This window comes from Aliivibrio sifiae (assembly GCF_002954705.1).
Taxonomy (GTDB): Bacteria; Pseudomonadota; Gammaproteobacteria; order Enterobacterales; family Vibrionaceae; genus Aliivibrio; species Aliivibrio sifiae_A.
The window spans coordinates 2439463-2465718 of sequence record NZ_MSCO01000001.1 but is presented as its reverse complement, the minus strand read 5'-3'; the positions used below and the strand labels follow the sequence as shown (position 1 = coordinate 2465718).

Genomic DNA, 26256 nt, shown 5'->3' with positions numbered 1-26256 from the left:
TCTTATTTCTTATTTGCTAAAGCCGCTAAACTTTCTAATCGTTTTTTTAATTTTGGTGATGCGGTTTCTGCTACCATTTCTAATGCACTTGCTGCTGCGGCAGATAATTCTCGTTTGGCTTGTTTCTCTGATTTATAGACAGCTGGTTTCTCGCCAATAAAAGATCGGGCTAGATCTGGGTTGATCTTAATTTCTAAATTAGATAAACCAGGTAAGCCGTGACGGCGAAAAGCCGATAAAATAGCTAATCTTTCATAGTTAATTCGTGTCGCCCATACACTGCTAGATACTTCGATCACTAATGATCCTTGGCGGTAATTTGCCACACGGCAATGATCTTCACAGCCCGTAGGTAATGAATCTTTTAGTACTGTAGATAGTTTAGATAAAATAATCGCTTTTTCTTGAAGATCTTTGAAGCGAGTATTATTAAAAAAATCATTTGCAGGCTGAGGCCTGTGGTCTCGCATCATTGTGAACTCTCACTAATAGGACGTTATTTAATTGCGGTTTCTCAAAAAAAAGTCATAAATGCCAATTAGATCTGACTTTTTCAGAATTGAAATCAAACTCTACGGATTTAGCTTAGGATTGCTTCGCATTATCGCTTATACTTTCTTAATTATTACTTATGATGACTAGCAACACAACAATCATGATTGGCCTTGAAAAATCAAAGTCGAATCCCCATAAGGTAAGTATATAAAGAAGTTTTTTTCTTAGAGTAATTTCTCTAGGTGATTGATTCACATTTCAGATAAACCGATCAGAAATGATCATAGAGATAAGAGAAGCAACGGAATCATGTTTTCTAAAATTCTAACAAAAGTTATCGGTAGCCGTAATGATCGTACATTACGTAAGCTACGTAAAATCGTAGATCAAATTAATAAACTCGAACCACAATTCGAATCATTACAAGGCGAAGAATTAAAAGCGAAAACAATCGAGTTCCGTGCACGTTTAGAGCAAGGTGAAGATTTAGATAGTTTATTGCCAGAAGCCTTTTCAACAGTTCGAGAGGCATCTAAACGCCTATATGGTATGCGTCATTTTGATGTTCAAATGATTGGTGGTATGGTTCTAAACGATAGCCAAATTGCTGAAATGCGTACAGGTGAAGGTAAAACACTAACGGCAACCTTACCGTGTTATTTAAATGCATTAACAGGTAAAGGTGTACACGTTGTAACCGTGAATGATTACCTTGCAAAACGTGATGCAGAGACAAACCGTGAATTGTTTGAATTCTTAGGTATGACCGTTGGTATCAACGTACCTAATATGCCACCTCAAGAGAAAAAACAAGCGTATTTATGCGATATTTTGTATGGCACAAATAATGAATTTGGTTTTGACTACTTACGTGACAACATGGCTTTCCGTGCTGAAGACCGTGTTCAGCGTGAACGCTATTTTGCCGTGATCGATGAAGTGGATTCAATCTTAATCGATGAAGCTCGTACCCCTCTTATCATTTCTGGTCCAGCAGAAGATAGCTCAGAACTTTATACTCGAATTAATACATTGATCCCGCAGCTTGTTAAACAAGATGAAGAAGACAGTGAAGAGTATCGTGGTGAAGGTCACTACACATTAGATGAAAAAGGAAAACAAACTCACCTGACGGAAAACGGTCAAGAGTTTGTTGAGCAATTACTAAAAGATGAAGGCTTAATGGAGGCAGATGATACTTTATATTCTCCTGCTAATATCAGCTTACTTCATCATATTAATGCTGCATTACGTGCACATGTATTGTTTGAAAAAGACGTAGATTATATTGTAAAAGACGATGAAGTTATTATCGTTGATGAACATACTGGCCGTACAATGCCAGGACGTCGTTGGTCTGAAGGTTTACACCAAGCGGTTGAAGCAAAAGAAGGTGTGAAAATTCAGAACGAAAACCAAACATTAGCATCAATCACTTTCCAAAACTTCTTCCGTCTATACGACAAACTGTCAGGCATGACAGGTACTGCTGATACAGAAGCCTTTGAATTCCAATCTATTTATGGTCTTGATACGGTAGTTATTCCAACTAACCGTCCAATGACTCGTAATGATATGGGTGATTTAGTCTACATGACAGAAGCAGAAAAATTTGCAGCTATCATTGAAGATATTAAAGGGTGTTCTGAACGTGGTCAGCCAGTACTGGTTGGTACCGTTTCGATTGAAAAATCAGAGCTACTTTCAAATGCATTGAAGAAAGCAAAAATTAAGCACAATGTACTTAATGCTAAATTTCATGAAAAAGAAGCAGAGATTGTTGAAAATGCCGGTACATCGAGTGCTGTAACCATTGCTACTAACATGGCTGGCCGTGGTACGGATATCGTACTTGGCGGTAGTTGGCAGGCTGAACTTGCTAAAATAAATGAGCCAACTGAGGCTCAAATCCAAGAAGCTAAAGCTAAATGGAAAGAAGCTCACGATGCAGTACTTGCTGCCGGTGGTCTTCATATTATTGGTACTGAGCGCCATGAATCACGTCGTATCGATAACCAATTACGCGGTCGTGCTGGTCGTCAAGGTGATGCTGGTTCTTCTCGTTTCTATTTATCAATGGAAGATGCATTGATGCGTATCTTTGCTTCAGACCGTGTATCTAGCATGATGAAGAAGTTAGGTATGGAAGAAGGCGAAGCAATTGAGCACCCATGGGTAACTAAAGCCATTGAAAATGCACAGCGTAAAGTTGAAGGCCGTAACTTTGATATTCGTAAGCAACTTCTTGAGTATGATGATGTAGCCAATGACCAACGTAAAGTGGTTTATGAGTTACGTGATGAACTAATGAATGTTGATGATATTAGCGACATGATTGCACACAACCGTCAAGATGTACTTGAAGGTCTATTTGGCCAATATATTCCGCCTCAATCTCTAGAAGAGATGTGGGATGTCGAAGGGCTAACTACACGTCTACGTGCTGATTTTGATTTAGATATTCCTGTTCAAGAATGGTTAGACAGTGATGATAAACTCCACGAAGATAATTTACGTGAAAAAATCATCGAAACGGCAATTCAAGTATACAAAGATAAAGAAGAGTCTGTTGGCGAATCTGTTCTGCGTAACTTTGAAAAAGCTGTTATGTTACAAACGCTTGATGGTTTATGGAAAGAACATTTAGCAGCAATGGATCATCTTCGTCAAGGTATTCATTTACGTGGCTATGCTCAGAAGAACCCAAAACAAGAATACAAACGTGAGTCTTTTGAGTTATTTGAAGGCCTGCTTGATACCTTGAAGTTTGATGTGGTTTCGATTTTAAGTAAAGTACGTGTACAACAACAAGAAGATGTTGAGCGTATGGAAGAGAAGCGTCTTCAGCAAGCAGAAGCTGCGGCTCGCCGTCAACAATTACAACATCAAAATGCAGAAAACCAATTGGATGATGGTGAAACATCAGAAGATGGTCATACTCCTGTAGTACGTGATGAACGTAAAGTTGGACGAAATGAGTCATGCCCATGCGGTTCTGGTAAAAAATACAAGCAGTGTCACGGAAAAATCTAGTTGATATAGGCTGTTTATAATTAATAGAAAGCCGCTATTTTTAGCGGTTTTTTTATAACTAAAACGTATTGTAGGTAAGATTATTGATGAAACGATTACATATTGTCGCAGCGATTATTTTGAACCCTAAACAAGATAAAGTATTTATTACTAAACGTCCTGATAAAGCATATAAAGGTGGTTTTTGGGAGTTTCCTGGTGGTAAAGTCGAAGCTGAAGAAAGTGCAGAGCAAGCATTAATAAGAGAGCTTAATGAAGAGGTTGGCATTAACTCAACTGAACTTCATTTATTTGAATCTTTATCCCATGATTACCCTGATAAATCGCTTTATTTTGATTTTTTTACTGTAACTCAATTTGATAATCAACCTTATGGGAAAGAAGGCCAAGAAGGCTTGTGGGTATCAATTTCCGAGCTTAAAAAGTATGAGTTTCCAGAAGCGAATGTACCTGTATTAAATAAAGTCGTAGAGCAATTTAGTTAGTAGTAATCTAATATGAATAAGTATAAAAAAGCGATCATAACGATCGCTTTTTTATTTTTATTAGTATTGGTCTTCAGACCAACCATCAGAATCTGACATGTCAGGTGCGCCTGGAATTGATTTCTCTTCATCAGCCCACTCACCGAAATCAATCATTTGACATTTTTTACTGCAGAATGGGCGAAACGGACTTTCGGTATTCCATATAACAGCAGATTGGCAAGTTGGACATTTAACTATAGTCGGTTTAGTTATTGATTGTTCGTTATTTGATTCTGACATGTTTTCCTCAGCAGACAGCAAGCATAAACTCAATGTCTTTCTCACAATTCTTATTAGTTTCGAAAGACATAAAGCGTAACGCAAAACGACTTTTATGCCCTGAGATCATTGGATAAACACCACTATCTATTGGGATCTCTAAACGTAATAGATTTGCATTTTCCATTTCGCTTTGCATAAAACCATTACGTGCTATTTGTGGTTCAAAGCGTGCAGTCTCTCTTGTTAATCGCAACCATAACGACAATGCATCAGAAAGAGAAAGCAGTTGGGACATCCAATTATGGGTATTCCTGCATCTTACTTCTAAAGGGAGATGTAGCCAATGGTGTAATGCAGGAAGATCAAAACAACAATCTCCACCAGGGATAAAAAAGCGCTGTTTTAAGGCCGATAAAAAGCGGTCTTCTTTTAAAGAATGACCAGGGCGAGTGGTTTGCATCAAATTATGATGAACTTGACTAATTTGCTCTAATACCGAAAGCAAAGCAGATTGATCAACACCTTCGATATCCATCCAAGCTCTGTATTGTAAACGAAGCTTTTCTAAATCTTTACCTAAATCCGCTTTAACTTGAACTTGCTCTAGAATATCGAGCATATTAAAAAGGGAACTAAAGAAAACTTGGTATTCAAACGGTTGAGTTAAATCTGCAGAATGCCCAAGCTTACGAAAGAGAGATTCTATTCGTAAATAAATTCGAGTCCTTTCATTTAAAGGGTGTTCAAATTTTTGCATGCCCAATCCATTCATAGTCGTTATTGATTCTCTTCATTTATCGATTCTTGAGACAATAGCAGATATTTATTATGTAGCAGAGCTATTTCACTGTCCAAGTCATGAATATTGTGATCATTCTTAATAATGTCATCAGCGATAGCTAATCGCTCAGCTCGTGAAGCTTGTGACATTAATATTGCCTTAGCCTGCTCTTGATTTACTTTATCACGATTCATGGTTCGATTAATTTGAGTTTGCTCCAAAACATCAACAACAAGAATGCGATTTGCTAAATATTGCAATTGGTTTTCAACTAATAAAGGAACAATAAGTAATACATAATCAGAAGTAGCTAACGAGAGCTGGCGTTGCATTTCTTTTCTAATAAGAGGATGGAGTAGATCGTTTATCCATTTTTTCTCTTCAGGGTTTGAAAAAATACGCTGCCTAAGTTCTGTTCTGTCTAAGTGACCATCATTTAATAAAATAGAATTGCCAAAATGTTCGATGATTTTAGTTAATCCAATAGTGTTTGGCTCAACAACTTCTCGAGCAATAATATCAGCATCAACAAGGTCAATATTATGATTATAGTGGAAATTATCTGCAACGGTGGTTTTTCCACTTCCAATACCGCCAGTAATAGCTACAACATAACTCATACTGGAAATCCTAATATTGAAGTAAAGTACCAATGGCTGATTTCATGCCCCCATAAAAGACATATCCAACCGGCAATGGCGAGATATGGACCAAATGGAATGGCTTTATCAAAGCCATTTTTTTGAGCTCGGAGCATTGCTATACCAATAATAGCACCGACAACAGAAGAGAGTAGAACAAGTAAAGGCAATTGTTGCCAGCCAAGCCAAGCCCCAAGAGCGGCTAATAATTTGAAGTCACCATACCCTATGCCTTCTTTACCTGTTATAAGTTTAAAGCCCCAGTAGATGGACCATAAGATAAGATAGCCTGCCATTGCCCCAATAACAGAATCAATTAAAGAGACTGAGCTCCAACCAACTAAAGCGAGATATATTCCTGTCCATAATAGTGGCAAGGTTATTTGATCGGGCAGTAGCATTGTATCTATATCAATAAAGGTGAGAGCAATGAGAACGAGGGTAAATAGAACGGCAGTAATAGCAAAGTAAGAAAAAGGCAATAAATAAGAAACAGCAAAACACATAGCACCAGATAACAGTTCAATTGCAGGATATCTAAAACTAATTGGATTACTGCATTGACGACATTTTCCTTTTAGTAATAACCAGCTAATTACAGGAATATTATCGTAGAATTTAATTTGTGTATTACATTTTGGGCAGCGAGAACGAGGAACACTTAAATTGAATATCTCTTCTTTTTCGGATGATTTTTTTTGAGGCTGTAAGTCCGGGAAGCAATCAACACACTCTTTTTTCCACTCTTTTTCCATCATGATAGGGAGGCGATAAATAACCACATTTAGGAAGCTACCCACGAGTAAACCAAAAAGAGTAGCAAAGAGGGGGAAAAGCCAAGGGTAGTAATCAAAAACAGCCATGTAAGAGTATCCGAGATCATTATAATTTAATGCATTTATTTTATCAGAGTTCATCTAAAGGAAGTAGGTAAGAGCAGGTATTTCCTGGCGAAATAGAGTTAAGCTTATCCAATAACATTCATTAAATTGAAAATAGGGAGGTACATAGAGACAACAAGACCACCAATCATGACTCCTAAAAATAGAATAATAAAAGGTTCAAGGATCTTCCCTAAATTATCGACGGTATTATCAACTTCGTCTTCATACACGAACGCAATTTTATTGAGCATATCATCTAACTGCCCAGATTCTTCACCAATCATGACCATTTGCAAGACCATTTCAGGGAATGCTTGAGTGTGTCGCATTGCTAAATAAAGAGGCATCCCTGCTGCAGTGTTTTGTTGTACGGATAAGATAGCTTCTTGGTAGTAAAGATTGCCTGCGGTTTTACTGGTGGTTTGTAAGCTATGTAAAATAGGTAACCCCGAGCTAAAACTGGTGGCGAGAGTTCGACTAAATTTCGCAATGGCTGCTTTGGAGAGTACCGTTCCAATAATTGGCAGTTGCAAACCGCGTCGGTTGAGCATAAATCGAAAATAATAAGATTTCTTTTTTAATAAATGCAGCGATAGGGAAGCAAGCCCCAACATGAATAAAATCGAGAATCCATAATTTTGTAAAAAATGGGAAGCATTGACGACTTGCTGGGTAAACCAAGGAAGATCGGCCCCAAACCCTTTAAAAATCGATTCAAATTCAGGGATAACAAACATAAGCATTAAAACGGTAACCGCAATCGCGATTAAAAAAACCATTGTAGGGTAGATCATCGCTTTGACGACTTTTGCTCGTAATGCCTCACTTTTTTCTCTGTATTCAGCTAAACGAGCAAATGCGTGCGATAAACTGCCTGTTTCTTCACCTGTCGCCACTAAATCAATATAAAAAGAATCAAAGAGTGAGCAGCTGGTAGAGAGTGCTTTTGAAAGTTGGGTTCCTGCCTCTATTGATAAACAAACTTGACTAAGAATGGATTTCATTTCAGCTTTAATATTGTTTTCAGCGATGAGCTGTAATGATTGCACTATGGGCACACCTGCACCAAGCATTGTGGCTAATTGACGAGTGAAAAGAGTGATGTCTTTTCGTTTAACGGCGTGTTTCATTTTTTCAAAACTAGAAATGCTGCGCTTTTTAATTTTCTTTATTTGAATGCTTTGTTCGTTGAGCTTTGCTCTAACTTCTACTTCGGTAAGCGCAAGGATTTTCCCTGATACTTTTTTACCAGTGCTATTAATGCCACGCCATTGGAAGTTATGCAGGGTAAGCGTTTTTATTTTGGTTTTTGGTTTTAGCATAGGAGTACTTACTTAAGAATTAAAAATAAAGAACACGAGTGAGTTCTTGTAAGCTCGTTGTGCCATCTTCAAGTCGTTTAATGCCGGATGTAGTTAGGTTGTCCATACCTTGTTTGATGGCGAGTTGTTCAATTTGTCTTACTGTCGCTCCTTTAAGGATGGCGATTGATAATTCACGCGTAAAGGGCATGACTTCGTAAATACCGATACGGCCAGAGTAACCATGAGTACATTCATTACAGCCCTCAAGTCGAGCTTTAAAAATAGTACTTAATAAATCGATACAATATTCTTCTCGTGTTTCTGAACTAAGAGGGTCAACTTCTTTACAGTGAGGGCAAAGTCTCCTCGCTAAGCGTTGGGCGATAATTAAACTAAGGGAAGAGGCAAGGTTGAAGTTTTCTATCCCCATATTACCTAAGCGAACTACGGTTTCTGCTGCTGAATTGGTATGGAGTGTCGAAAGTACTAAGTGCCCTGTTTGCGCCGCTTTTACTGCGATTTCTGCCGTTTCGAGATCTCGAATTTCACCGACCATGACGATGTCTGGATCTTGTCGTAAAAAAGAACGCAGGGCATGGGCGAAAGTAAACCCGATTTTAGGGGCGACTTGTACTTGGTTTACCCCATTAAGATTTATTTCTACCGGATCTTCAGCGGTGGATATGTTTTTTTCTGTGGTATTTAAAATGTTCAAACCAGAATAGAGAGAGACGGTTTTACCACTGCCTGTTGGGCCTGTCATTAATATCATCCCTTGAGGGCGTTTTAATGCGTTAAGATAAAGCTCTTTTTGTTTGTCGCTGTAGCCTAATTTATCAATATCTAAACTTGCGGCACTGCTGTCTAATAAACGTAAAACGATTTTTTCTCCCCATAAGGTGGGAAGGGAAGAAACTCGCATATCTATCGATATATCACTGTTCAGTTTTAATTTAATTCGCCCATCTTGTGGTAAGCGACGCTCTGCGATATCAAGTTTAGCCATGATCTTTAAGCGAGCAGAAAGGCGACGACTTAAATGTGAAGAAGGTGAACTGTTCTCTATTAAGATCCCATCACAACGAAAACGGACTCGATAGGTCTCTTCGTAAGGTTCAAAATGAATATCTGAGACACCTTTTCGGACGGCTTCCAATAGAATTTGGTTAATAAAGCGAGTAACTGGCGCATCATCTTGACTGAGATCTTCGGTAGACGTCATTTCATCAAGTGATACATCAACTAATGAGGCGAGTTCATCTTGAGTGATGTCTTTACGGTGCGATGAATCAGAGGTTGAAATACTGCGTCCATACAGACGACGTACAGCGGCTTCAAGTTGACCTTGGTCGGCTAAAACGAGAGTGATTTGTTTTCCTGTGGTAAAGCGAAAATCGTCTTCAACTTGGGCGATGCTTGGGTCGCTGACGGCAAGTTGAATATTGCAACCATCATTAGAAATAGGCAGCGCTTGATATTTGGTGATGAGATCGCGTAAGCCCAACTTTTGGCAACAATCAGCATAGTCATATTGGGTGATATTAATAACATCTAACCCAAAGATGTGAGCAAGATGGCTTACTAGTTCATCTGGGCTAAAAATACGGTCAGCCAAAAGCGCAGAAGGCACGGTGTGTGCCCCTGATTGTACGTGTTCGATAATGGTGTTTTCTTGCGCCGAACTGATGAGTTCAGCTTGACGCAAGATTGAGGCTAGGTTGGTATGCATTTGTTACTTACAATTTTTTGGAAGGAGATCTGCATCTACACCATCAGAGCTTGATGTTTGGCAATCCCAAGTACCGCTATTATTTCTTGTTAATTCAAAGCTTTTTTCTGATATTAAAGAGCTTACACTGTTACTTGCTGAGGTTGCGAATACAAACTTTATAGTACCACTAGCACCACTTACGCCAGTGCCTTGAGCTGTAAAACTAATATCACCTAAATCCATTTCTGCTGGAGCTCCAAGATTTTCAGGTTCTTCTGTTCCTGAGCCCGTTGGAAATTTTCCATTTTCGACAGTAAACGCTTCTACGTTAGTTTTTAGTCCTGATAAAGTAATTAAAGCGGATGCAACTTCAGCTTTAGCTACATATTTTTGGTATTGAGGTATTGCAACTGCCGACAGCACCCCAATCACCGCAACTACAATCATTAACTCAATTAAGGTAAAGCCTTTCTGTCCTTGACGTTGTTTCATTTTTCCCTCCAAGATGAATCAAGCTGATTCATGTTTTATTTGATGTGCAAAATAATAAATCGAATAAAAAGAGCGTGCAGAGAGAAAAAGAGAAGGTTCGAGTGATGCACCACTTTATTATGTTGACAATGAAATTTGCAAAATCAAATACGATAAACTTCAAGTTATGACATTTTTTAGTTTATGTTCGATCGCAATTCTTAATTTAGAAACAAAGAGTTAATTAACTATATTGAAGTTGTGTAGTGTGGGGTTAGTCAAAGTTATTTATAGGGGATTATGTACAAAGAAATAAAAAAGGCCAACGTAATGTTAGCCTTTTTAATCAGTTAGATAGCGGTTACTTAAAACGCATTGATAAATCCATTGCGTTTAGATGCTTAGTTAATGCGCCGACAGAGATGTAATCAACTCCCGTTTCAGCGAATTCTGCAATCGTATCTAAAGTGACATTGCCTGAGTTTTCTAGTGCAGCGCGACCCGCATTTAATTTAACGGCTTCACGCATCATGTCGGTAGTGAAGTTATCCAACATAATAATGTCAGCACCTGCATCAATCGCTTGTTGCAGTTCTTCTAGGCTTTCTGTCTCTACTTCAACAGGCTTTCCTGGATTTAGCTCTTTAGCTGTAGAAATCGCTTTTTCAATACCGCCACAGGCAATAATGTGATTTTCTTTAATTAGATAAGCATCAAAAACACCAATACGGTGATTGAAACCACCGCCACAAGCTACGGCATATTTTAATGCACTGCGTAAACCCGGAATGGTTTTGCGAGTATCAAGTAGACGACATTTGGTGTGTGCAATTTTTTCAGCGTAAATTGCTGTGGTGGTAGAACAACCAGAGAGTGTTTGAATGAAGTTCATCGCATTGCGCTCACCAGTCAATAGTGTGCGTGATGGGCCTGTTAAAGTACAAAGCGTTTGGTTTGGTTCGACTTTATCTCCATCTTCTATGTGCCATTGGATAGAAACGGTACCACCGAGTTGCTTAAAAACTTCATCGGCCCACATTTTTCCACAAAACACACCATGTTCACGCGTGATGATCGTTGCAACAGATTGTGTTTCTTCTGCGATTAAGCTTGCGGTAATGTCCGTACTTATATCGAGAGTTCCACCTAAATCCTCACGTAGTGTATCTGAAACGGCACGAGTAATTTCGGTTGGAAGCTGTTGTTTTAAATATTCAAGACGAGAGGCGCTGTCATGGGTTTTGATCATGGTGAGGTCCATTGAATTATTTGAAATAGAATTATGGTAACAATAATACTCGCGCTAGAGCAGAATTTCATCATAAGATACATACAAGTTGCACAAGATACTTTAATTGAGATAGGAATAGATGATGAAATTCACTTTATCAACAGATCATTGGCTTAATGAAGCAAAGCATGTGGTATCGCCATTTTATGATGCTCGTCCTGATGATAAAGATATTTCCTTACTTGTGGTGCATAACATCAGTTTACCGCCGGGGCAATTTGGTGGTCCTTATATTGAACAGCTATTTACGGGCACGCTAAATCCAGACGATCATCCATTCTTTAAGGTGATCCATCAATTTAGAGTATCGGCGCATTGTTTGATCAGGCGTGATGGCTGCGTTGTGCAATTTGTTCCTTTTAATGCAAGGGCTTGGCATGCAGGAACCTCCTCCTTTGCAGGACGAGAGCGGTGTAATGATTACAGTATTGGTATTGAGTTGGAAGGGACTGATTTTACTGCCTATACTCAAGAGCAATATGACAGTCTGGCCGTTGTAACAAACGTGCTACAAGACGCTTACCCATTGATTGTTGATAAGCGCATTACTGGTCACCAGTACATAGCCCCATTAAGAAAAACAGATCCGGGGTTATCATTTCATTGGGAAAAGTACCATAAGTTAAGGAAATAGAAGAGGTTAGCTCTTAAATTTATGAACTCTAATTTCTTGATTTTGGCACATGAATCTCTATTTATAAATCAAATTGGTCAGACCAATTGTATTTATTGTGTGGTTATATTGTTAATTAACAATGTAAGCCAACTCCGTTCCATGATTCAAATCAACTTTTATCTAGACAAATTCCCTTTTTTTATGATAACTTGCACCTCAAATAAAATTGGTATTACCAATTATTTAAAGTGACGAATGACTCACGGTAATGTGGGAAGTAATCAACTTAAATTAGGTTGAGCTACGATGACATATCAAAGGATACGTCAGCCAAAGCTGTCCGATGTAATCGAGCAAGAGCTTGAACGGCTGATTTTAGAAGGAACCCTTTCTCCTGGGCAAAAATTACCAGCTGAAAGAGAGTTAGCAAAACAGTTTGATGTTTCTCGCCCTTCGGTACGGGAAGCAATACAACGTTTAGAAGCAAAGCATTTATTAACGCGCCGTCAAGGTGGTGGAACGTTTGTTAATAAAGGGCTGTGGCAAAGTTTCTCAGAGCCGTTGTTAGATTTACTAGCAACGCATCCTGAAACACAGTTTGATTTATTGGAATCGCGTCATGCGTTAGAAGGTATTTCTGCTTATTACGCGGCTTTACGTGGTAATGAAGAAGATTTTAAACGGATTAAAGAGTCACATAAATTAATCCAACAAGCACAACAAGATGGTGATTTAAAAGCGGAAGCGTCTGCGGTTATGCATTGTCTTATTACGGTCACAGAATCGGCGCACAATGTGGTATTACTTCACATGGTTCGCAGTTTAGAGCCCTTGCTTGAGCAAAACGTATTACAAAATTTTACCTTATTAAATCGTCGTGAAGCGGTGGTAAAAAAGGTAAGAGAGCATAGAGCTGAGATTGTAGAGGCGATAGTGTCAGGAAAGCCTGAAGAGGCGCGTTTGGCATCACACTCACATCTTGCCTATATTGAAGAAACATTGTTGGAATTGACAAAAGAAGAGAGCCGCCGAGAGTGCTCGCTTCGTCGAATTCAACAAAGTAATGATATGGATTAATTCGATTCATTTCATTGTCACCCTATTTGAACCAACAAATAAAAGGATAGCTCGCATGTCTGACATGAAGCATGACGTTGATGCACTAGAAACTCAAGATTGGTTAGAAGCTCTTGAGTCAGTTGTACGTGAAGAGGGTGTTGAACGCGCCCAGTATCTATTAGAGCAAGTTCTTGATAAAGCTCGTTTAGATGGTGTTGATATGGCTACAGGTATCAATACTAACTACATCAATACCATTCCAGCAACGCAAGAACCTGCGTACCCTGGTGATGTTACTCTTGAGCGTCGTATCCGTTCAATTATTCGTTGGAACGCAATCATGATCGTTCTACGTGCTTCGAAGAAAGATTTGGATCTAGGTGGCCATATGGCTTCTTACCAATCTGCAGCTGCATTCTACGAAGTATGTTTCAACCATTTCTTCCGTGCTCCAAATGAGACGGATGGTGGTGATTTAGTTTATTACCAAGGTCATATCTCTCCTGGTATCTACTCTCGTGCTTTCGTTGAAGGTCGTTTAACTGAAGAGCAACTAGATAACTTCCGTCAAGAAGTTGATGGTAAAGGTATTCCTTCTTACCCTCACCCTAAACTGATGCCTGAATTCTGGCAGTTCCCTACAGTGTCTATGGGTCTTGGTCCTATTTCTGCTATCTATCAAGCGCGCTTCCTTAAGTACCTTGAAGGCCGTGGCATGAAAGAGACTGGCGCTCAGCGTGTATACGCTTTCCTAGGTGATGGTGAGATGGATGAGCCAGAATCACGCGGTGCGATCTCTTTCGCTGCTCGTGAAAAATTGGATAACCTATGTTTTCTAATTAACTGTAACCTACAGCGTCTAGATGGCCCTGTTATGGGTAACGGTAGCATCATTCAAGAACTAGAAGGCCTATTTAAAGGTGCTGGTTGGAATGTTGTTAAAGTTATTTGGGGTAGCAACTGGGATTCACTACTTGCTAAAGACACGACTGGTAAACTTCTTCAATTAATGAACGAAACTATCGACGGTGACTACCAAACATTCAAATCTAAAGATGGCGCTTACGTTCGTGAGAACTTCTTTGGTAAATACCCTGAGACTGCAGCACTTGTTGCTGATATGACTGATGACGAAATCTTCGCTCTTAAGCGTGGTGGTCATGATTCATCTAAACTGTTCGCAGCATTCAACAATGCAAAAGAAACAGGCGGTAAGCCAACAGTTATCCTAGCTAAAACTGTTAAAGGTTACGGCATGGGCGATGCTGCTGAAGGTAAGAACATTGCACACGGTGTTAAGAAAATGGACATGACTCATGTTCAACACCTACGTGATCGTTTAGGTTTAGAAGACATTCTTTCTGATGAGAAAATCAAAGAACTTCCTTACCTTAAACTAGAAGAAGGTTCTGCAGAGTACAACTACTTACACGCACGTCGTGATGCGCTACACGGTTACACACCTAAGCGTCTGCCTAAGTTTACTCAAGAATTCAAAGTGCCAGAGCTTGATGCATTTGCCCCTCTATTAGGTGAGCAGAAGCGTGATATCTCAACAACGATGGCTTACGTACGTACACTAAATATCTTACTTAAAGATAAGAACATTGGTAAGAACATCGTTCCTATCATTTGTGATGAAGCACGTACATTCGGTATGGAAGGTCTATTCCGTCAGGTTGGTATCTACAACCCACACGGTCAAGATTACACTCCTGAAGATAAAGGCATTGTTTCTTACTACAAAGAAGCAACTTCTGGTCAAGTTCTTCAAGAAGGTATCAATGAACTAGGTTCAATGGCATCTTGGGTTGCAGCTGCAACATCATACAGCACAAACAACCTACCAATGATCCCATTCTACATCTACTACTCAATGTTCGGTTTCCAACGTATTGGTGACATGGCATGGTTAGCGGGTGACCAACAAGCACGTGGTTTCCTATTAGGTGCTACTGCAGGTCGTACAACGCTTAACGGTGAAGGTCTACAACACGAAGATGGCCACTCACACATCATGGCAAACACAGTTCCTAACTGTATTTCTTATGACCCAACGTTTGCTTACGAGCTAGCGGTAATCATGCAAGACGGTATTCGTCGCATGTACGGTGAGAACCAAGAAAACGTTTACTACTACCTAACGGTTATGAACGAAAACTACGCAATGCCAGCAATGCCAGAAGGCGCTGAAGAAGGCATCCGTAAAGGTATCTACAAGCTTGAGTCTCATGCTGGTTCTAAAGCTAAAGTTCAGTTAATGAGCTCTGGTACTATCATGAATGAAGTACGCAAAGCAGCACAGATCCTAAGTGAAGATTACGGCGTAGCGTCGGACATATTCTCTGTTACTTCTTTCAACGAGCTAACTCGTGATGGTCAAGATGCAGAGCGTTACAACATGCTACACCCAGAAGCAGAAGCTAAAGTACCGTACATCACAACAGTTCTTGGTAACGAACCAGCAATCGCTGCGACAGATTACATGAAGAACTACGCTGAGCAAGTACGTGCATTTATGCCAACTGAATCATACAAAGTACTTGGTACTGATGGCTTTGGTCGTTCAGACAGCCGTGAGAATCTACGTCGCCACTTCGAAGTTAACGCAGGCTACGTAGTTGTTGCTGCTCTAACTGAACTTGTAAAACGTGGTGATATTGAGAAATCAGTTGTTGCAGAAGCAATTGCTAAATTCAATATCGATACTGAAAAAACTAACCCGCAATACGCATAAGGTAGAAAACAATGACAATCGAAATTAATGTACCTGACATCGGTGCAGATGAGGTTGAAGTAACTGAGATTCTAGTTAAGGTCGGCGACCGAGTTGAAGAAGAGCAGTCACTGATCACTGTTGAAGGCGATAAAGCTTCAATGGAAGTTCCTGCGTCTCAAGCGGGTATCGTTAAAGAAATTAAAATTTCTGAAGGCGATTCAGTAACAACTGGTTCTCTAATCATGATCTTTGAAGCTGAGGGTGCTGCTGCACCTGCAGATCCAGTAGTTGAAGCGGCTCCAGTAGCTGCTCCTGCTGCGGCATCTGTTGCTGAGCTTAAAGAAGTTCATGTTCCAGATATCGGCGGTGATGAAGTTGAAGTCACTGAAATCATGGTTTCTGTTGGCGATACAGTAGAAGAAGAGCAATCTCTTTTAACTGTTGAAGGCGACAAAGCTTCAATGGAAGTTCCTGCACCATTCGCTGGTACAGTTAAAGAAATCAAAATCGCTTCTGGTGATTCAGTGTCAACTGGCTCTTTAGTTATGATCTTTGAAGTTGCAGGTTCTGCTCCAGTAGCTGCTCCTCAAGCGGCAGCAGCACCAGTTGCAGCGGCTCCAGCAGTATCTGCTGAGAAAGAAGTAAATGTTCCAGATATCGGCGGTGATGAAGTTGAAGTAACTGAAATCATGGTTGCTGTTGGCGATACAGTAGAAGAAGAGCAATCTCTAATTACTGTTGAAGGCGACAAAGCATCAATGGAAGTTCCTGCTCCTTTTGCTGGTACTATCAAAGAGATTAAGATTGCAGCTGGCGATAAAGTATCAACTGGCTCTCTAATCATGACATTTGTTGTTGAAGGCGCAGCACCAGTTGTAGCACAAGCGACAGCAGCACCAGTTGCACAAGCAGCTCCTGCACCAGTTGCAGCGGCTTCTGCTCCAGCAGCTACGGGTGAATTTGAAGCAAACAACGAATACGCACACGCGTCTCCAGTTGTTCGCCGTCTTGCTCGTGAGTTTGGTGTAAACCTTGCTAAAGTTAAAGGTACTGGCCGTAAAGACCGTATCCTAAAAGAAGACGTTCAAAGCTTTGTGAAAGATGCGCTTAAGCGTCTTGAATCTGGTGCTGCTGCATCAGGTAAAGGCGGTGACGGTTCTGCTCTTGGTTTACTTCCGTGGCCAAAAATTGATTTCAGTAAGTTTGGTGAAACAGAAGTTAAGAAACTTTCTAAGATTAAGAAAATTTCTGGCGCTAACCTGCACCGTAACTGGGTAATGATCCCGCACGTTACACAGTGGGATAATGCTGATATCACAGAGCTAGAAGCATTCCGTAAAGAACAGAATGCAATCGAAGCGAAGAATGATACAGGTATGAAGATCACGCCACTTGTGTTCATCATGAAAGCGGTTGCGAAAGCACTTGAAGCATTCCCATCGTTTAACTCTTCATTATCTGATGATGGCGAAAGTATCATCCTTAAGAAGTACGTAAACGTAGGTATCGCAGTTGATACGCCAAACGGTCTTGTTGTTCCTGTATTTAAAGACGTGAACAAAAAAGGCATTTACGAGCTATCTGAAGAGCTAATGGCTATTTCTAAGAAAGCACGTGCTGGTAAATTAATGGCTTCTGATATGCAAGGCGGTTGTTTCACAATCTCAAGCCTTGGCGGTATCGGTGGTACAGCATTTACACCAATCGTAAATGCTCCAGAAGTAGGTATCTTAGGTGTATCTAAATCTGAAATTAAACCAGTTTGGAATGGCAAAGAGTTCGCTCCACGCCTACAGCTTCCTCTGTCTCTATCTTACGATCACCGTGTGATTGATGGTGCAGAAGGCGCTCGTTTTATTACTTTCTTAAACAGTGCATTATCAGACATTCGTCGCTTGGTACTGTAATTAGCGGTAATTGAAATAAACAATAAGGTGGCAAATAAGCCGCCTTATTGCTTCATAAATTGAAGGTTAACTTCAGTTTTTAGAATTAAATACAATTTGCGTTTTTTAACACTTTTTATAGGAAGTGTATTAACGTGAATTGTTGTCTAGCTCACAGGCTAACCCCATCTTGCTTTCACACTGTTAACATATATGTAAAATAAAGTCAGTCTGAAAACAATACTAGAACATCGGTCAGCCTGTTAGGGAAATGACTATAACGAGGTCAAAATGAGCAAAGAAATTAAAGCCCAAGTTGTGGTACTTGGTGCCGGTCCTGCTGGTTACTCTGCAGCATTCCGTTGTGCAGATTTAGGTTTAGAAACAGTTATCGTTGAACGTTACAACACGCTTGGTGGTGTATGTTTAAACGTTGGTTGTATCCCATCAAAAGCATTACTTCACGTAGCTAAAGTTATTGAAGAAGCAAAAGCGATGGCAGATCACGGCATCGTATTTGGTGAGCCTCAAACGGACATCGATAAGATCCGTTTATGGAAAGAAAAAGTAGTTACTCAACTGACTGGCGGTCTTGGCGGTATGGCTAAGATGCGTAAAGTCACAGTAGTAAATGGCCTTGGTAAATTTACTGGCGCAAACACTATTGAAGTAACTGGTGAAGATGGCAACACAACAATCAACTTTGATAATGCGATTGTTGCTGCTGGTTCTCGTCCAATTAAGCTACCGTTCATTCCACATGAAGACCCACGTATTTGGGATTCAACGGATGCGCTTGAGCTTAAAGAAGTTCCTAAGAAACTGCTTATTATGGGCGGTGGTATCATCGGTCTAGAAATGGGTACGGTTTATCATGCGCTGGGTTCTCAAGTTGACGTTGTTGAGATGTTTGACCAAGTAATTCCTGCAGCAGATAAAGATATCGTTAAAGTTTACACTAAGCGTGTGAGCAAGAAGTTCAACTTAATGCTTGAAACGAAAGTGACAGCAGTTGAAGCAAAAGAAGATGGTATCTACGTTTCAATGGAAGGCAAAAAAGCACCAGCAGAAGCTGAGCGTTATGATGCTGTTCTTGTTGCTATCGGTCGTGTTCCAAACGGTAGCTTATTAGATGCTGAGAAAGCGGGTGTTGCTGTTGATGAACGTGGTTTCATTAATGTTGATAAGCAAATGCGTACTAACGTACCTCATATCCACGCTATTGGTGATATCGTAGGTCAACCTATGCTTGCTCACAAAGGTGTGCATGAAGGTCACGTTGCTGCTGAAGTTATCTCTGGTAAGAAGCACTACTTCGATCCTAAAGTGATTCCTTCAATTGCTTACACTGAGCCAGAAGTCGCTTGGGTTGGTAAAACAGAGAAAGAAGCAAAAGCCGAAGGCATTAACTACGAAGCTGCAAGCTTCCCTTGGGCTGCATCAGGCCGTGCAATCGCTTCAGATTGTGCTGATGGTCTAACTAAGCTTCTTTTTGATAAAGACACTAACCGCGTTATCGGTGGTGCAATTGTTGGTACTAACGCTGGTGAACTTCTTGGCGAAATCGGTCTTGCAATTGAAATGGGTTGTGATGCAGAAGATATCGCATTAACTATCCATGCTCACCCAACATTGCATGAATCAATTGGTATGGCTGCTGAAATTTATGAAGGTTCTATTACTGACCTTCCAAATGCAAAAGCAGTGAAGAGAAAGAAATAATTTCTCCTAATAACCATTAGAGTTTAAATATAAAAAAACCGCTGATTAATCAGCGGTTTTTTATTATCTACTTTCTGAGTTCTGAATATTATTTATAAATACACAGCATATTTAAGAAGCAGTTAGCCGTATCTTCAAGCTCTTCAGCTGCGTGATTACGGTTTGCTTGGATAAATACAGTATAGCAGATGCCATGAAGCATTTTCGCTAGGTTTTCAGGAGTATGGTCATTACATACTTCATTACGTTCAATTCCTTCAGTAAACATAGTGCGAATAATTTTTTGATTATTCACATGTGTACTTAAGAAAAGAGGCCATACTTCTTCACGAGTCGAAGTACTCCACTCAAACCATACCTTAATCCACTTATTACCAGATTGAACAGTATCAATAATGTTCATTAATAATGTATGAAGGTTTGATCGAACATCTACATCAAGATCAATGGAGTCTTTAACGAATTGATGAAATTGCTCTTCTACTTTATTTAATACATCATCAACAAGATCTTCTCTTGTTGGGAAATAATTAAATACAGTAGCGACTGAGACTTGCGCTATTTCAGCAACATCAGCATGGCCGCCACGACCAATACCACGTTGTGAAAATACCTCAATTGCAATATCAAGCAGTTGTTCTTTGCGCTTTTCTGGAGATAGCCTTGTTCTAGGCCTTTTTTGGATCGTATCCATATTATTATATCCTTGCCAACAAATTATTATTTTATATAGGGTTTTATTATTATTATGCTCAATAACTTTACATAAGGCAGCTTATATATTCAACAAATATTCACTTAATCAATTAAAAATATGACGTACTTAAAGGTTATTTATAAAAAATTGCAATGGTTTACCGTATTAATCCTTTTGATTTTAATTGATTTTATAAAATTAGATGGTTAGTCATAAAGTGGCATGAAAAACTTTTGTAATTCGACGCATGTCATTAGTGGTTTTGTTGTAGACTATATAGGTCTAAATCCTACCGTGGGTAGGTTCAACGAATAAGTGAGATGGTATGAAACATACAGTAGAAGTGATGATCTCTGAACAAGAGGTAAGCCAGCGAGTTAAAGAGTTAGGCCAACAAATATCTGAGCATTATAAAGCATCAGAAGGTTTAGTCATGGTTGGTTTATTACGTGGTTCATTTGTATTTATGGCTGATTTAGCTCGTGCGATTGAAACACCAATGACGGTTGATTTCATGACGGCATCAAGCTATGGCAATAGTATGGAAAGTACTCGTGATGTACGAATCTTAAAAGATCTTGATGATGATATTAAAGGTAAAGATGTTTTATTAGTTGAGGATATTATTGATACTGGTAATACTCTGAGTAAAGTGTGCGAGATCTTATCTATTCGTGAACCAAACTCAATTGCTATTTGTACTTTACTTGATAAGCCTTCTCGCCGTGAAGTTGATGTTAAGGTTGATTGGATTGGTTTTTCAATTCCTGATGAGTTTGTTGTTGGTGTTGGTATTGATTACGCTCAAAAATACCGTAACTTACCTTATATTGGTAAAGTCGTACCTCAATAATAAGTATTGAGTTAAATCAACGTATTATTAAAGGCGGGGGATACAAAGTATTTTCCGCTTTTTTATTATCTATAGAACTACTAATTATAATATATAGCTAATAATAGTGTGGTTTGGATATATACAAAATATTTACTAAGTAAATAGTGAAGTTAATTCAGAATATCAGTGTGTTTATTTTGTTTTGTTTTTGTTGAAGTTTTGTGCTTGATTATTAATCACTAGCGGTTACAATTTAACCGTAAATCTAATTTACAACTTACCTATTTATAGAGTTAATTTTAAGTTTTATGAGGTCAACATGACAGTTATTCATTCATACAAAATGTGTTGTGCCACCATTACATCGTTTACTACTGGTAACGATCAAAATTTATAATTAATTCGTAACTTTCTTGGCTGCGAATATTGCGGCTATCTAAGAAGGTATACTCCCATCTTTACTATTTTAGTCGCGTTATTTCTAGCCATATTTTGGAGAAATATTATGCGTCATTCACTATATCTACATTTAGCTACTTTATTAATTAAAGCCGATTTTGCACGAGAAGAACGCGAGTGGAAACGAAGAGTTCGTAAAGTTCAGTATGAAATCCCATGGGGAAATGAATATCTTTTAAAAGACATTGGCTTACATATTGATGGGCGTACTATTAGCCATTTTGAAGTCACTGAGATTAAAGCGGAACGTCAAGTTCGACATCTTCGCCGACTCATACGTTTGCGAATAACAACGTAATAAAAAGCCAGAGAAAGAAGATGTGAATACTTTCTCTGGCTAACTTTCTTGATGGTAAAAAGTAGAACTATTCGCTTTTTATCATCAATTATTCACATGAGTGATTACTGACATAGCAGCTTGATAGGATATTTCTAATGATTCACGGCTGTGGCCTTTAACGCCAAGATCATTTAATACACCATCTCCCATACCATAAACAACGCCGTGAACTTGAACATCTTGACCTCGTTCCCAAGCGGTTTGCATTACGGTTGAATTACCTACGTTATAAACTTGCTCAGCAACATTTATCTCACATAATTTATCGCCCCACTTTTCACGAGGGATTTGACCAAATACGGTTCTATGTTTTAGGTATAAGTCTCTAATATGAAGTAACCAGTTATTGATTAACCCTAACGGTGGGTTTTCGATGGCAGCATTAACACCGCCACACCCATAATGACCACAAACAATAATGTGCTTAATTTTTAATACATCGACAGCGTATTGTAATACGGATAAGCAATTTAGATCGGTATGAATCACTTGATTGGCTACATTACGGTGCACAAATAACTCACCTGAATGTAGTCCTGTTAAACGCTCTGCAGGAACTCGACTGTCTGAGCAACCAATCCATAGGAACCCTGGGCTTTGTCCTTCCTCAAGTTGGGCAAAATATTCTGGACGTCCAGCTTTAATTGATTTAGCCCATTTAGAATTGTTTTCAAAAAGCTCTTTGATCTCTGGCATTTTAAATTTTTCATCCCTTAAATACATAAGAAGAAGGGGTTTTACCTAAACTTCTTTCTGTTAAAAACGTCAACAGGTTTATTTACTATACACAATGTTACAATTTCAATCTGCTAAAAAGTTACTCTAAAAGCACTCATCTGACGAGTAGATGCTTTTAAAAGTAGGATTTGAAACATGAACTAGATAGATAAGACATAAGCAAAACTGATTAGTTCTAATTAACTGTTATGAGAGAAGAATAACATTTGTTAAATTAATGAAGTTAATGTGTTTATAGCAAGGAGCTAGTGGTGTTTGGGCAACGATTTGAAAACATAAATTTAAAAGGTGATCTTTTTGGTGGGGTAACAACAGCCATCATATCACTACCCTTAGCATTAGCCTTTGGTGTTGCTTCGGGAGCAGGGGCTGAAGCCGGTCTCTGGGGCGCAATAATGGTTGGTTTTTTTGCGTCCTTATTCGGTGGATCTTCAACATTGATCTCGGAACCTACCGGGCCAATGACCGTGATTATGACCGCGGTCTTAACCAGTATGGTTGCTAAATACCCTGAGACTGGAATTGCAATGACCTTTACCGTCGTAATGATGGCGGGTGCTTTCCAAATATTATTGGGGACATTAAAGCTAGGGAAATACATTACATTAATGCCTTACAGTGTAATTTCAGGCTTTATGTCTGGGATTGGCGTTATTCTCATTATCTTACAGCTTTCACCTTTACTGGGTCATGCGGCGCCATCTGGTGGTGTCATGGGTACGCTTACTGCTTTACCTGATACATTAGCTAACTTAGACATTAAAGAATTATTTCTTGGCTTACTGACGCTCGCAGTTCTGTTTCTTTTTCCCCAACATTATCGTAAATATGTTCCTTCTCAATTAGTTGCTTTAGTCGCAGTCACTCTCATTTCTGTCATCATTTTTGATATGGGGTCTATTCGTCGAATTGGAGAGATCCCTGCAGGATTACCTTCTATCGTTATTCCTACGGTTAACAGTGATATGTTTATGACCATGGTGATTGATGCACTTGTTTTGGGGACATTAGGGTGTATTGATACGTTGTTAACCGCAGTTATAGGCGATTCTTTAACTCGTAAAGAGCATGATTCAGATAAAGAATTACGAGGTCAAGGTTTGGCTAATATGATCTCTGGGCTATTTGGTGCTTTACCGGGGGCGGGCGCAACAATGGGAACGGTAACGAATATTCAGGTTGGCGCTCGTTCTCCTTTATCAGGTGTATTTAGAGCTGCAGTACTTGCTTTAGTCGTATTAGTCGCTGGTGGGTTAACTGAACCTATTCCAATGGCTGTATTGGCAGGCATTGCTGTATATGTTGGTTTTAATATTCTGGATTGGAGTTTTATCCAACGAGCGCATAAAGTAAGTTTTGCAGGTATGGCGATCATGTATGGCGTAATGCTACTGACGGTATTTGTTGATTTGATTGTTGCGGTTGGTCTTGGTGTTTTTATTTCAAACATTATTATTATCGAAAGGTTGAGTCGTGAACAAGCAAGACAAGTTAAAGCAATTAGTGATGCTGATGAAGACGACGTACCTTTAACAGATAGTGAAAGAGCGCTGCTTGATAAGGCAAACGGAAAAGTATTGTTCTTCTATCTATCTGGCCCGATGATCTTTAGTGTGTCAAAGGCGATCTCACGTCAACATAGTAGTATTTCTGACTATGAGGTGATGATCTTAGATTTAACGGATGTACCGATGATTGATGTTACTGTTGGTTTAGCCTTAGAGAATGCAATTAAAGATGCGTTGGATACAGATTGCCAAGTGTACTTACTATGTCCTAACGAGAATACAAGAATGCAGTTAGAAAAATTCCACATATTAGATTTAATCCCGGAGCAAAAAACTTATTCTTTCCGTTATGAAGCACTCAAGTCTGCAGTAAAGCAAGTCTCACTTAGTATGAACTAAGCTTGTGCATTAAGTCTTAAAAATGGCTGAATATTATATTCAGCCATTTTTATTTATACGATTTATTTTTGATGCTTGGCTGTGCTTAACATTAGATTGCTTTGATTAATCGCAAGCATGCAATTGCATTCATCGTAATTCAACGATAAGCTAGATATATTAATAAATGCTTAATCTAGGCGATGGGTAAATATATGTACGCATTAGAAATAGAACAATTAAGAAAAACCTATGCCGGCGGCTTTGAAGCTCTAAAGGGGGTTGATTTAACCGTTGAACAAGGTGATTTTTATGCTTTGCTAGGACCAAATGGAGCAGGTAAATCAACAACCATTGGCGTTATCAGCTCACTTGTAAATAAAACCTCTGGTCGAGTGAAAGTATTTGGTCATGACATTGATACCCATTTGGTTCAAGCAAAACAACAGATTGGATTAGTACCTCAAGAATTTAATTTTAATCCATTTGAAACGGTGCAGCAGATAGTCATACAACAAGCGGGCTATTATGGTGTATCTCGAACTCTTGCCAAAGAGCGAGCTAAAAAATACTTATCTCAACTCGATCTTTGGGATAAAAAAGATGATCGAGCACGTAATTTATCTGGTGGTATGAAGCGCCGCTTAATGATTGCTCGCGCATTAATGCATGAGCCAAAGTTATTAATTCTTGATGAGCCTACCGCTGGTGTTGATATTGAACTGCGCCGTTCTATGTGGGAGTTTTTAAAGCAGATTAACGAACAAGGCGTTACGATTATTTTAACAACGCATTACCTTGAAGAAGCGGAAATGCTATGTAGGAATATCGGGATTATTAATAAAGGGGAAGTCATTGAAAATACCTCAATGAAACTGCTGCTTAATAAGCTTCAAGTTGAGACCTTTATTTTAGATTTTGCTGAAGGTAGCCCTATTCCTCAGCTAGAAGGCGCGAAAGTAACAAGCAGTAAAGAAGGATCTATAGAGGTTGAAATCGATAAGTCTCAAGGATTGAATTACCTTTTTGAGCAATTGAATCATCAAGGTGTCAATGTGCTTTCTATGAGAAATAAAGCGAACCGATTAGAAGAGTTATTCGTAAGTATTGTTCGTAATGGGGAAACTAAATAATGATGGATCTATATTGGACTGCGTTTAAAAGTCTTATATCTAAAGAGATAAATCGATTTACTCGTATCTGGGTACAAACCCTTGTACCACCAGCGATTACCATGACCCTTTATTTTATTATTTTTGGTAACTTGATTGGATCTCGCATTGGTGAAATGAGTGGCTTTAGTTATATGGAATATATTGTTCCAGGCTTGATCATGATGTCTGTTATTACGAATTCTTACTCTAATGTGGCTTCTTCATTCTTTAGTGCTAAGTTTCAAAAGAATATAGAAGAGCTATTAGTAGCACCTGTACCTAATTACATCATTATTGCAGGTTTTGTTGGCGGTGGTGTTGTTCGTGGACTATTGGTTGGTGCCTTAGTTACTTGTGTATCACTGTTTTTTGTTGATATTCAAATTGCTCATTTTGGTGTGATAATGCTAACAGTATTAATGACATCCATTGTGTTCTCTTTGGGCGGGCTAATTAATGCCGTTTTTGCGAGAACATTTGATGATATTAGTATTATTCCAACCTTTATATTAACGCCATTAACGTATTTGGGTGGCGTTTTTTACTCGATTAGTTTGTTGCCTGAATTTTGGCAAGAGGTTTCTAAATTAAACCCAATCGTTTATATGGTAAATGCTTTCCGCTATGGATTTTTAGGCGTTTCGGATGTAGGAATTGGAACGGCTTTTTCTGTGTTAACGGTTTTTATTCTTGCTTTGTACGCTATTGCTTTTCGTTTAATATCAAAGGGAACCGGCTTAAGAAGCTAAAGTAGAACTTTTAAAAAAAGGGCTGATGATTATGAA

The 26256-nt window shown here is 39.0% G+C and carries 23 protein-coding genes; 12 read left to right on the top strand and 11 right to left on the bottom strand.

Going from position 1 to position 26256, the window contains the following annotated elements; all coding sequences use genetic code 11:
• Positions 1–2: 2 nt before the first annotated feature.
• Complete coding sequence (locus BTO22_RS10925) at positions 3–473, bottom strand: DUF721 domain-containing protein (RefSeq protein WP_258132541.1); 471 nt, start codon at positions 471–473, stop codon at positions 3–5.
• Between the two features lie 331 nt (positions 474–804).
• Here BTO22_RS10925 and secA point away from each other — a divergent pair, with 331 nt between their 5' ends.
• Entirely contained in the window at positions 805–3528 is a 2724-nt protein-coding gene (gene secA / locus BTO22_RS10920; RefSeq protein WP_105055495.1) for a preprotein translocase subunit SecA, read from the top strand.
• Positions 3529–3614: 86 nt separating this feature from the next.
• Entirely contained in the window at positions 3615–4013 is a 399-nt protein-coding gene (gene mutT / locus BTO22_RS10915) for an 8-oxo-dGTP diphosphatase MutT (RefSeq protein WP_105055494.1), read from the top strand.
• A gap of 60 nt (positions 4014–4073) precedes the next feature.
• Here mutT and yacG read toward each other — a convergent pair whose 3' ends face one another.
• The 8 genes from yacG to nadC all read right to left on the bottom strand — a co-directional run bounded on the left by yacG (position 4074) and on the right by nadC (position 11318).
• Positions 4074–4295 (bottom strand): DNA gyrase inhibitor YacG, encoded by a 222-nt coding sequence (gene yacG / locus BTO22_RS10910; RefSeq protein ID WP_105055493.1) that lies wholly within the window; start codon positions 4293–4295, stop codon positions 4074–4076.
• A gap of 7 nt (positions 4296–4302) precedes the next feature.
• Positions 4303–5049 (bottom strand): cell division protein ZapD, encoded by a 747-nt coding sequence (gene zapD, locus BTO22_RS10905; protein ID WP_105055492.1) that lies wholly within the window; start codon positions 5047–5049, stop codon positions 4303–4305.
• Positions 5050–5054: 5 nt separating this feature from the next.
• A complete protein-coding gene (gene coaE / locus BTO22_RS10900; RefSeq protein WP_105055491.1) occupies positions 5055–5678 on the bottom strand; it encodes a dephospho-CoA kinase in 624 nt (207 codons plus the stop codon).
• Complete coding sequence (locus tag BTO22_RS10895; protein WP_105055594.1) at positions 5675–6562, bottom strand: prepilin peptidase; 888 nt, start codon at positions 6560–6562, stop codon at positions 5675–5677. The genes coaE and BTO22_RS10895 overlap by 4 nt, the downstream gene beginning before the upstream one ends.
• Before the next feature lie 104 nt (positions 6563–6666).
• The gene (locus BTO22_RS10890; protein WP_105055490.1) at positions 6667–7905 is read right to left on the bottom strand and encodes a type II secretion system F family protein; all 1239 of its coding nucleotides are present in this window, start codon (positions 7903–7905) and stop codon (positions 6667–6669) included.
• 19 nt (positions 7906–7924) lie between these two features.
• Positions 7925–9616, bottom strand: a complete 1692-nt coding sequence (pilB, locus tag BTO22_RS10885; protein WP_105055489.1) for a type IV-A pilus assembly ATPase PilB — start codon at positions 9614–9616, stop codon at positions 7925–7927.
• Positions 9617–9619: 3 nt separating this feature from the next.
• Positions 9620–10090, bottom strand: coding sequence for a pilin (locus tag BTO22_RS10880; protein WP_105055488.1), 471 nt, complete (start codon positions 10088–10090; stop codon positions 9620–9622).
• A 340-nt stretch (positions 10091–10430) separates the two neighbouring features.
• Positions 10431–11318: a carboxylating nicotinate-nucleotide diphosphorylase gene (gene nadC, locus BTO22_RS10875; protein ID WP_181044596.1), complete on the bottom strand. Its 888-nt coding sequence runs from the start codon at positions 11316–11318 to the stop codon at positions 10431–10433.
• A gap of 124 nt (positions 11319–11442) precedes the next feature.
• Between nadC and ampD the strand changes: the two genes are divergently transcribed.
• The 5 genes from ampD to lpdA all read left to right on the top strand — a co-directional run bounded on the left by ampD (position 11443) and on the right by lpdA (position 19362).
• A complete protein-coding gene (ampD, locus tag BTO22_RS10870; RefSeq protein WP_105055486.1) occupies positions 11443–11994 on the top strand; it encodes a 1,6-anhydro-N-acetylmuramyl-L-alanine amidase AmpD in 552 nt (183 codons plus the stop codon).
• Between the two features lie 288 nt (positions 11995–12282).
• A complete protein-coding gene (gene pdhR / locus BTO22_RS10865) occupies positions 12283–13053 on the top strand; it encodes a pyruvate dehydrogenase complex transcriptional repressor PdhR (protein ID WP_105055485.1) in 771 nt (256 codons plus the stop codon).
• A gap of 55 nt (positions 13054–13108) precedes the next feature.
• Complete coding sequence (gene aceE / locus BTO22_RS10860; RefSeq protein ID WP_105055484.1) at positions 13109–15772, top strand: pyruvate dehydrogenase (acetyl-transferring), homodimeric type; 2664 nt, start codon at positions 13109–13111, stop codon at positions 15770–15772.
• A gap of 11 nt (positions 15773–15783) precedes the next feature.
• Positions 15784–17661, top strand: a complete 1878-nt coding sequence (gene aceF, locus BTO22_RS10855) for a pyruvate dehydrogenase complex dihydrolipoyllysine-residue acetyltransferase (protein ID WP_105055483.1) — start codon at positions 15784–15786, stop codon at positions 17659–17661.
• A gap of 270 nt (positions 17662–17931) precedes the next feature.
• Positions 17932–19362: a dihydrolipoyl dehydrogenase gene (gene lpdA, locus BTO22_RS10850; RefSeq protein WP_105055482.1), complete on the top strand. Its 1431-nt coding sequence runs from the start codon at positions 17932–17934 to the stop codon at positions 19360–19362.
• An 88-nt stretch (positions 19363–19450) separates the two neighbouring features.
• On the opposite strand, the gene BTO22_RS10845 is transcribed toward lpdA, so the two are convergent.
• A complete protein-coding gene (locus BTO22_RS10845; RefSeq protein ID WP_105055481.1) occupies positions 19451–20056 on the bottom strand; it encodes a TetR/AcrR family transcriptional regulator in 606 nt (201 codons plus the stop codon).
• A 328-nt stretch (positions 20057–20384) separates the two neighbouring features.
• Here BTO22_RS10845 and hpt point away from each other — a divergent pair, with 328 nt between their 5' ends.
• Entirely contained in the window at positions 20385–20912 is a 528-nt protein-coding gene (hpt, locus tag BTO22_RS10840) for a hypoxanthine phosphoribosyltransferase (protein ID WP_105055480.1), read from the top strand.
• 487 nt (positions 20913–21399) lie between these two features.
• The gene (locus BTO22_RS10835) at positions 21400–21651 is read left to right on the top strand and encodes a DUF1127 domain-containing protein (protein ID WP_105055479.1); all 252 of its coding nucleotides are present in this window, start codon (positions 21400–21402) and stop codon (positions 21649–21651) included.
• Between the two features lie 84 nt (positions 21652–21735).
• Here BTO22_RS10835 and can read toward each other — a convergent pair whose 3' ends face one another.
• Positions 21736–22389 (bottom strand): carbonate dehydratase, encoded by a 654-nt coding sequence (gene can / locus BTO22_RS10830; RefSeq protein WP_181044595.1) that lies wholly within the window; start codon positions 22387–22389, stop codon positions 21736–21738.
• A gap of 293 nt (positions 22390–22682) precedes the next feature.
• On the opposite strand from can, the gene BTO22_RS10825 reads away from it, so the two are divergent.
• From BTO22_RS10825 to BTO22_RS10815, 3 genes are all read left to right on the top strand, one after another.
• A complete protein-coding gene (locus BTO22_RS10825; protein ID WP_105055477.1) occupies positions 22683–24338 on the top strand; it encodes a SulP family inorganic anion transporter in 1656 nt (551 codons plus the stop codon).
• A 194-nt stretch (positions 24339–24532) separates the two neighbouring features.
• Positions 24533–25450: an ABC transporter ATP-binding protein gene (locus tag BTO22_RS10820; RefSeq protein ID WP_105055476.1), complete on the top strand. Its 918-nt coding sequence runs from the start codon at positions 24533–24535 to the stop codon at positions 25448–25450.
• Positions 25450–26220: an ABC transporter permease gene (locus BTO22_RS10815; RefSeq protein WP_105055475.1), complete on the top strand. Its 771-nt coding sequence runs from the start codon at positions 25450–25452 to the stop codon at positions 26218–26220. Before BTO22_RS10820 ends, BTO22_RS10815 begins: the two co-directional genes overlap by 1 nt.
• Positions 26221–26256: the final 36 nt, after the last annotated feature.

Excerpts from the sequence above, each read along its gene's own strand:
- BTO22_RS10880 (WP_105055488.1), bottom strand. The coding sequence starts at position 10,090 with ATGAAACAACGTCAAGGACAGAAAGGCTTTACCTTAATTGAGTTAATG.
- BTO22_RS10925 (WP_258132541.1), bottom strand. The coding sequence starts at position 473 with ATGATGCGAGACCACAGGCCTCAGCCTGCAAATGATTTTTTTAATAAT.
- can (WP_181044595.1), bottom strand. The coding sequence starts at position 22,389 with ATGCCAGAGATCAAAGAGCTTTTTGAAAACAATTCTAAATGGGCTAAA.
- BTO22_RS10815 (WP_105055475.1), top strand. The coding sequence starts at position 25,450 with ATGATGGATCTATATTGGACTGCGTTTAAAAGTCTTATATCTAAAGAG.
- BTO22_RS10890 (WP_105055490.1), bottom strand. The coding sequence starts at position 7,905 with ATGCTAAAACCAAAAACCAAAATAAAAACGCTTACCCTGCATAACTTC.
- pilB (WP_105055489.1), bottom strand. The coding sequence starts at position 9,616 with ATGCATACCAACCTAGCCTCAATCTTGCGTCAAGCTGAACTCATCAGT.
- coaE (WP_105055491.1), bottom strand. The coding sequence starts at position 5,678 with ATGAGTTATGTTGTAGCTATTACTGGCGGTATTGGAAGTGGAAAAACC.
- nadC (WP_181044596.1), bottom strand. The coding sequence starts at position 11,318 with ATGATCAAAACCCATGACAGCGCCTCTCGTCTTGAATATTTAAAACAA.
- BTO22_RS10835 (WP_105055479.1), top strand. The coding sequence starts at position 21,400 with ATGCGTCATTCACTATATCTACATTTAGCTACTTTATTAATTAAAGCC.
- aceF (WP_105055483.1), top strand. The coding sequence starts at position 15,784 with ATGACAATCGAAATTAATGTACCTGACATCGGTGCAGATGAGGTTGAA.
- BTO22_RS10845 (WP_105055481.1), bottom strand. The coding sequence starts at position 20,056 with ATGGATACGATCCAAAAAAGGCCTAGAACAAGGCTATCTCCAGAAAAG.
- pdhR (WP_105055485.1), top strand. The coding sequence starts at position 12,283 with ATGACATATCAAAGGATACGTCAGCCAAAGCTGTCCGATGTAATCGAG.
- BTO22_RS10895 (WP_105055594.1), bottom strand. The coding sequence starts at position 6,562 with ATGGCTGTTTTTGATTACTACCCTTGGCTTTTCCCCCTCTTTGCTACT.
- mutT (WP_105055494.1), top strand. The coding sequence starts at position 3,615 with ATGAAACGATTACATATTGTCGCAGCGATTATTTTGAACCCTAAACAA.
- ampD (WP_105055486.1), top strand. The coding sequence starts at position 11,443 with ATGAAATTCACTTTATCAACAGATCATTGGCTTAATGAAGCAAAGCAT.
- aceE (WP_105055484.1), top strand. The coding sequence starts at position 13,109 with ATGTCTGACATGAAGCATGACGTTGATGCACTAGAAACTCAAGATTGG.
- secA (WP_105055495.1), top strand. The coding sequence starts at position 805 with ATGTTTTCTAAAATTCTAACAAAAGTTATCGGTAGCCGTAATGATCGT.
- lpdA (WP_105055482.1), top strand. The coding sequence starts at position 17,932 with ATGAGCAAAGAAATTAAAGCCCAAGTTGTGGTACTTGGTGCCGGTCCT.
- zapD (WP_105055492.1), bottom strand. The coding sequence starts at position 5,049 with ATGAATGGATTGGGCATGCAAAAATTTGAACACCCTTTAAATGAAAGG.
- hpt (WP_105055480.1), top strand. The coding sequence starts at position 20,385 with ATGAAACATACAGTAGAAGTGATGATCTCTGAACAAGAGGTAAGCCAG.
- BTO22_RS10820 (WP_105055476.1), top strand. The coding sequence starts at position 24,533 with ATGTACGCATTAGAAATAGAACAATTAAGAAAAACCTATGCCGGCGGC.
- yacG (WP_105055493.1), bottom strand. The coding sequence starts at position 4,295 with ATGTCAGAATCAAATAACGAACAATCAATAACTAAACCGACTATAGTT.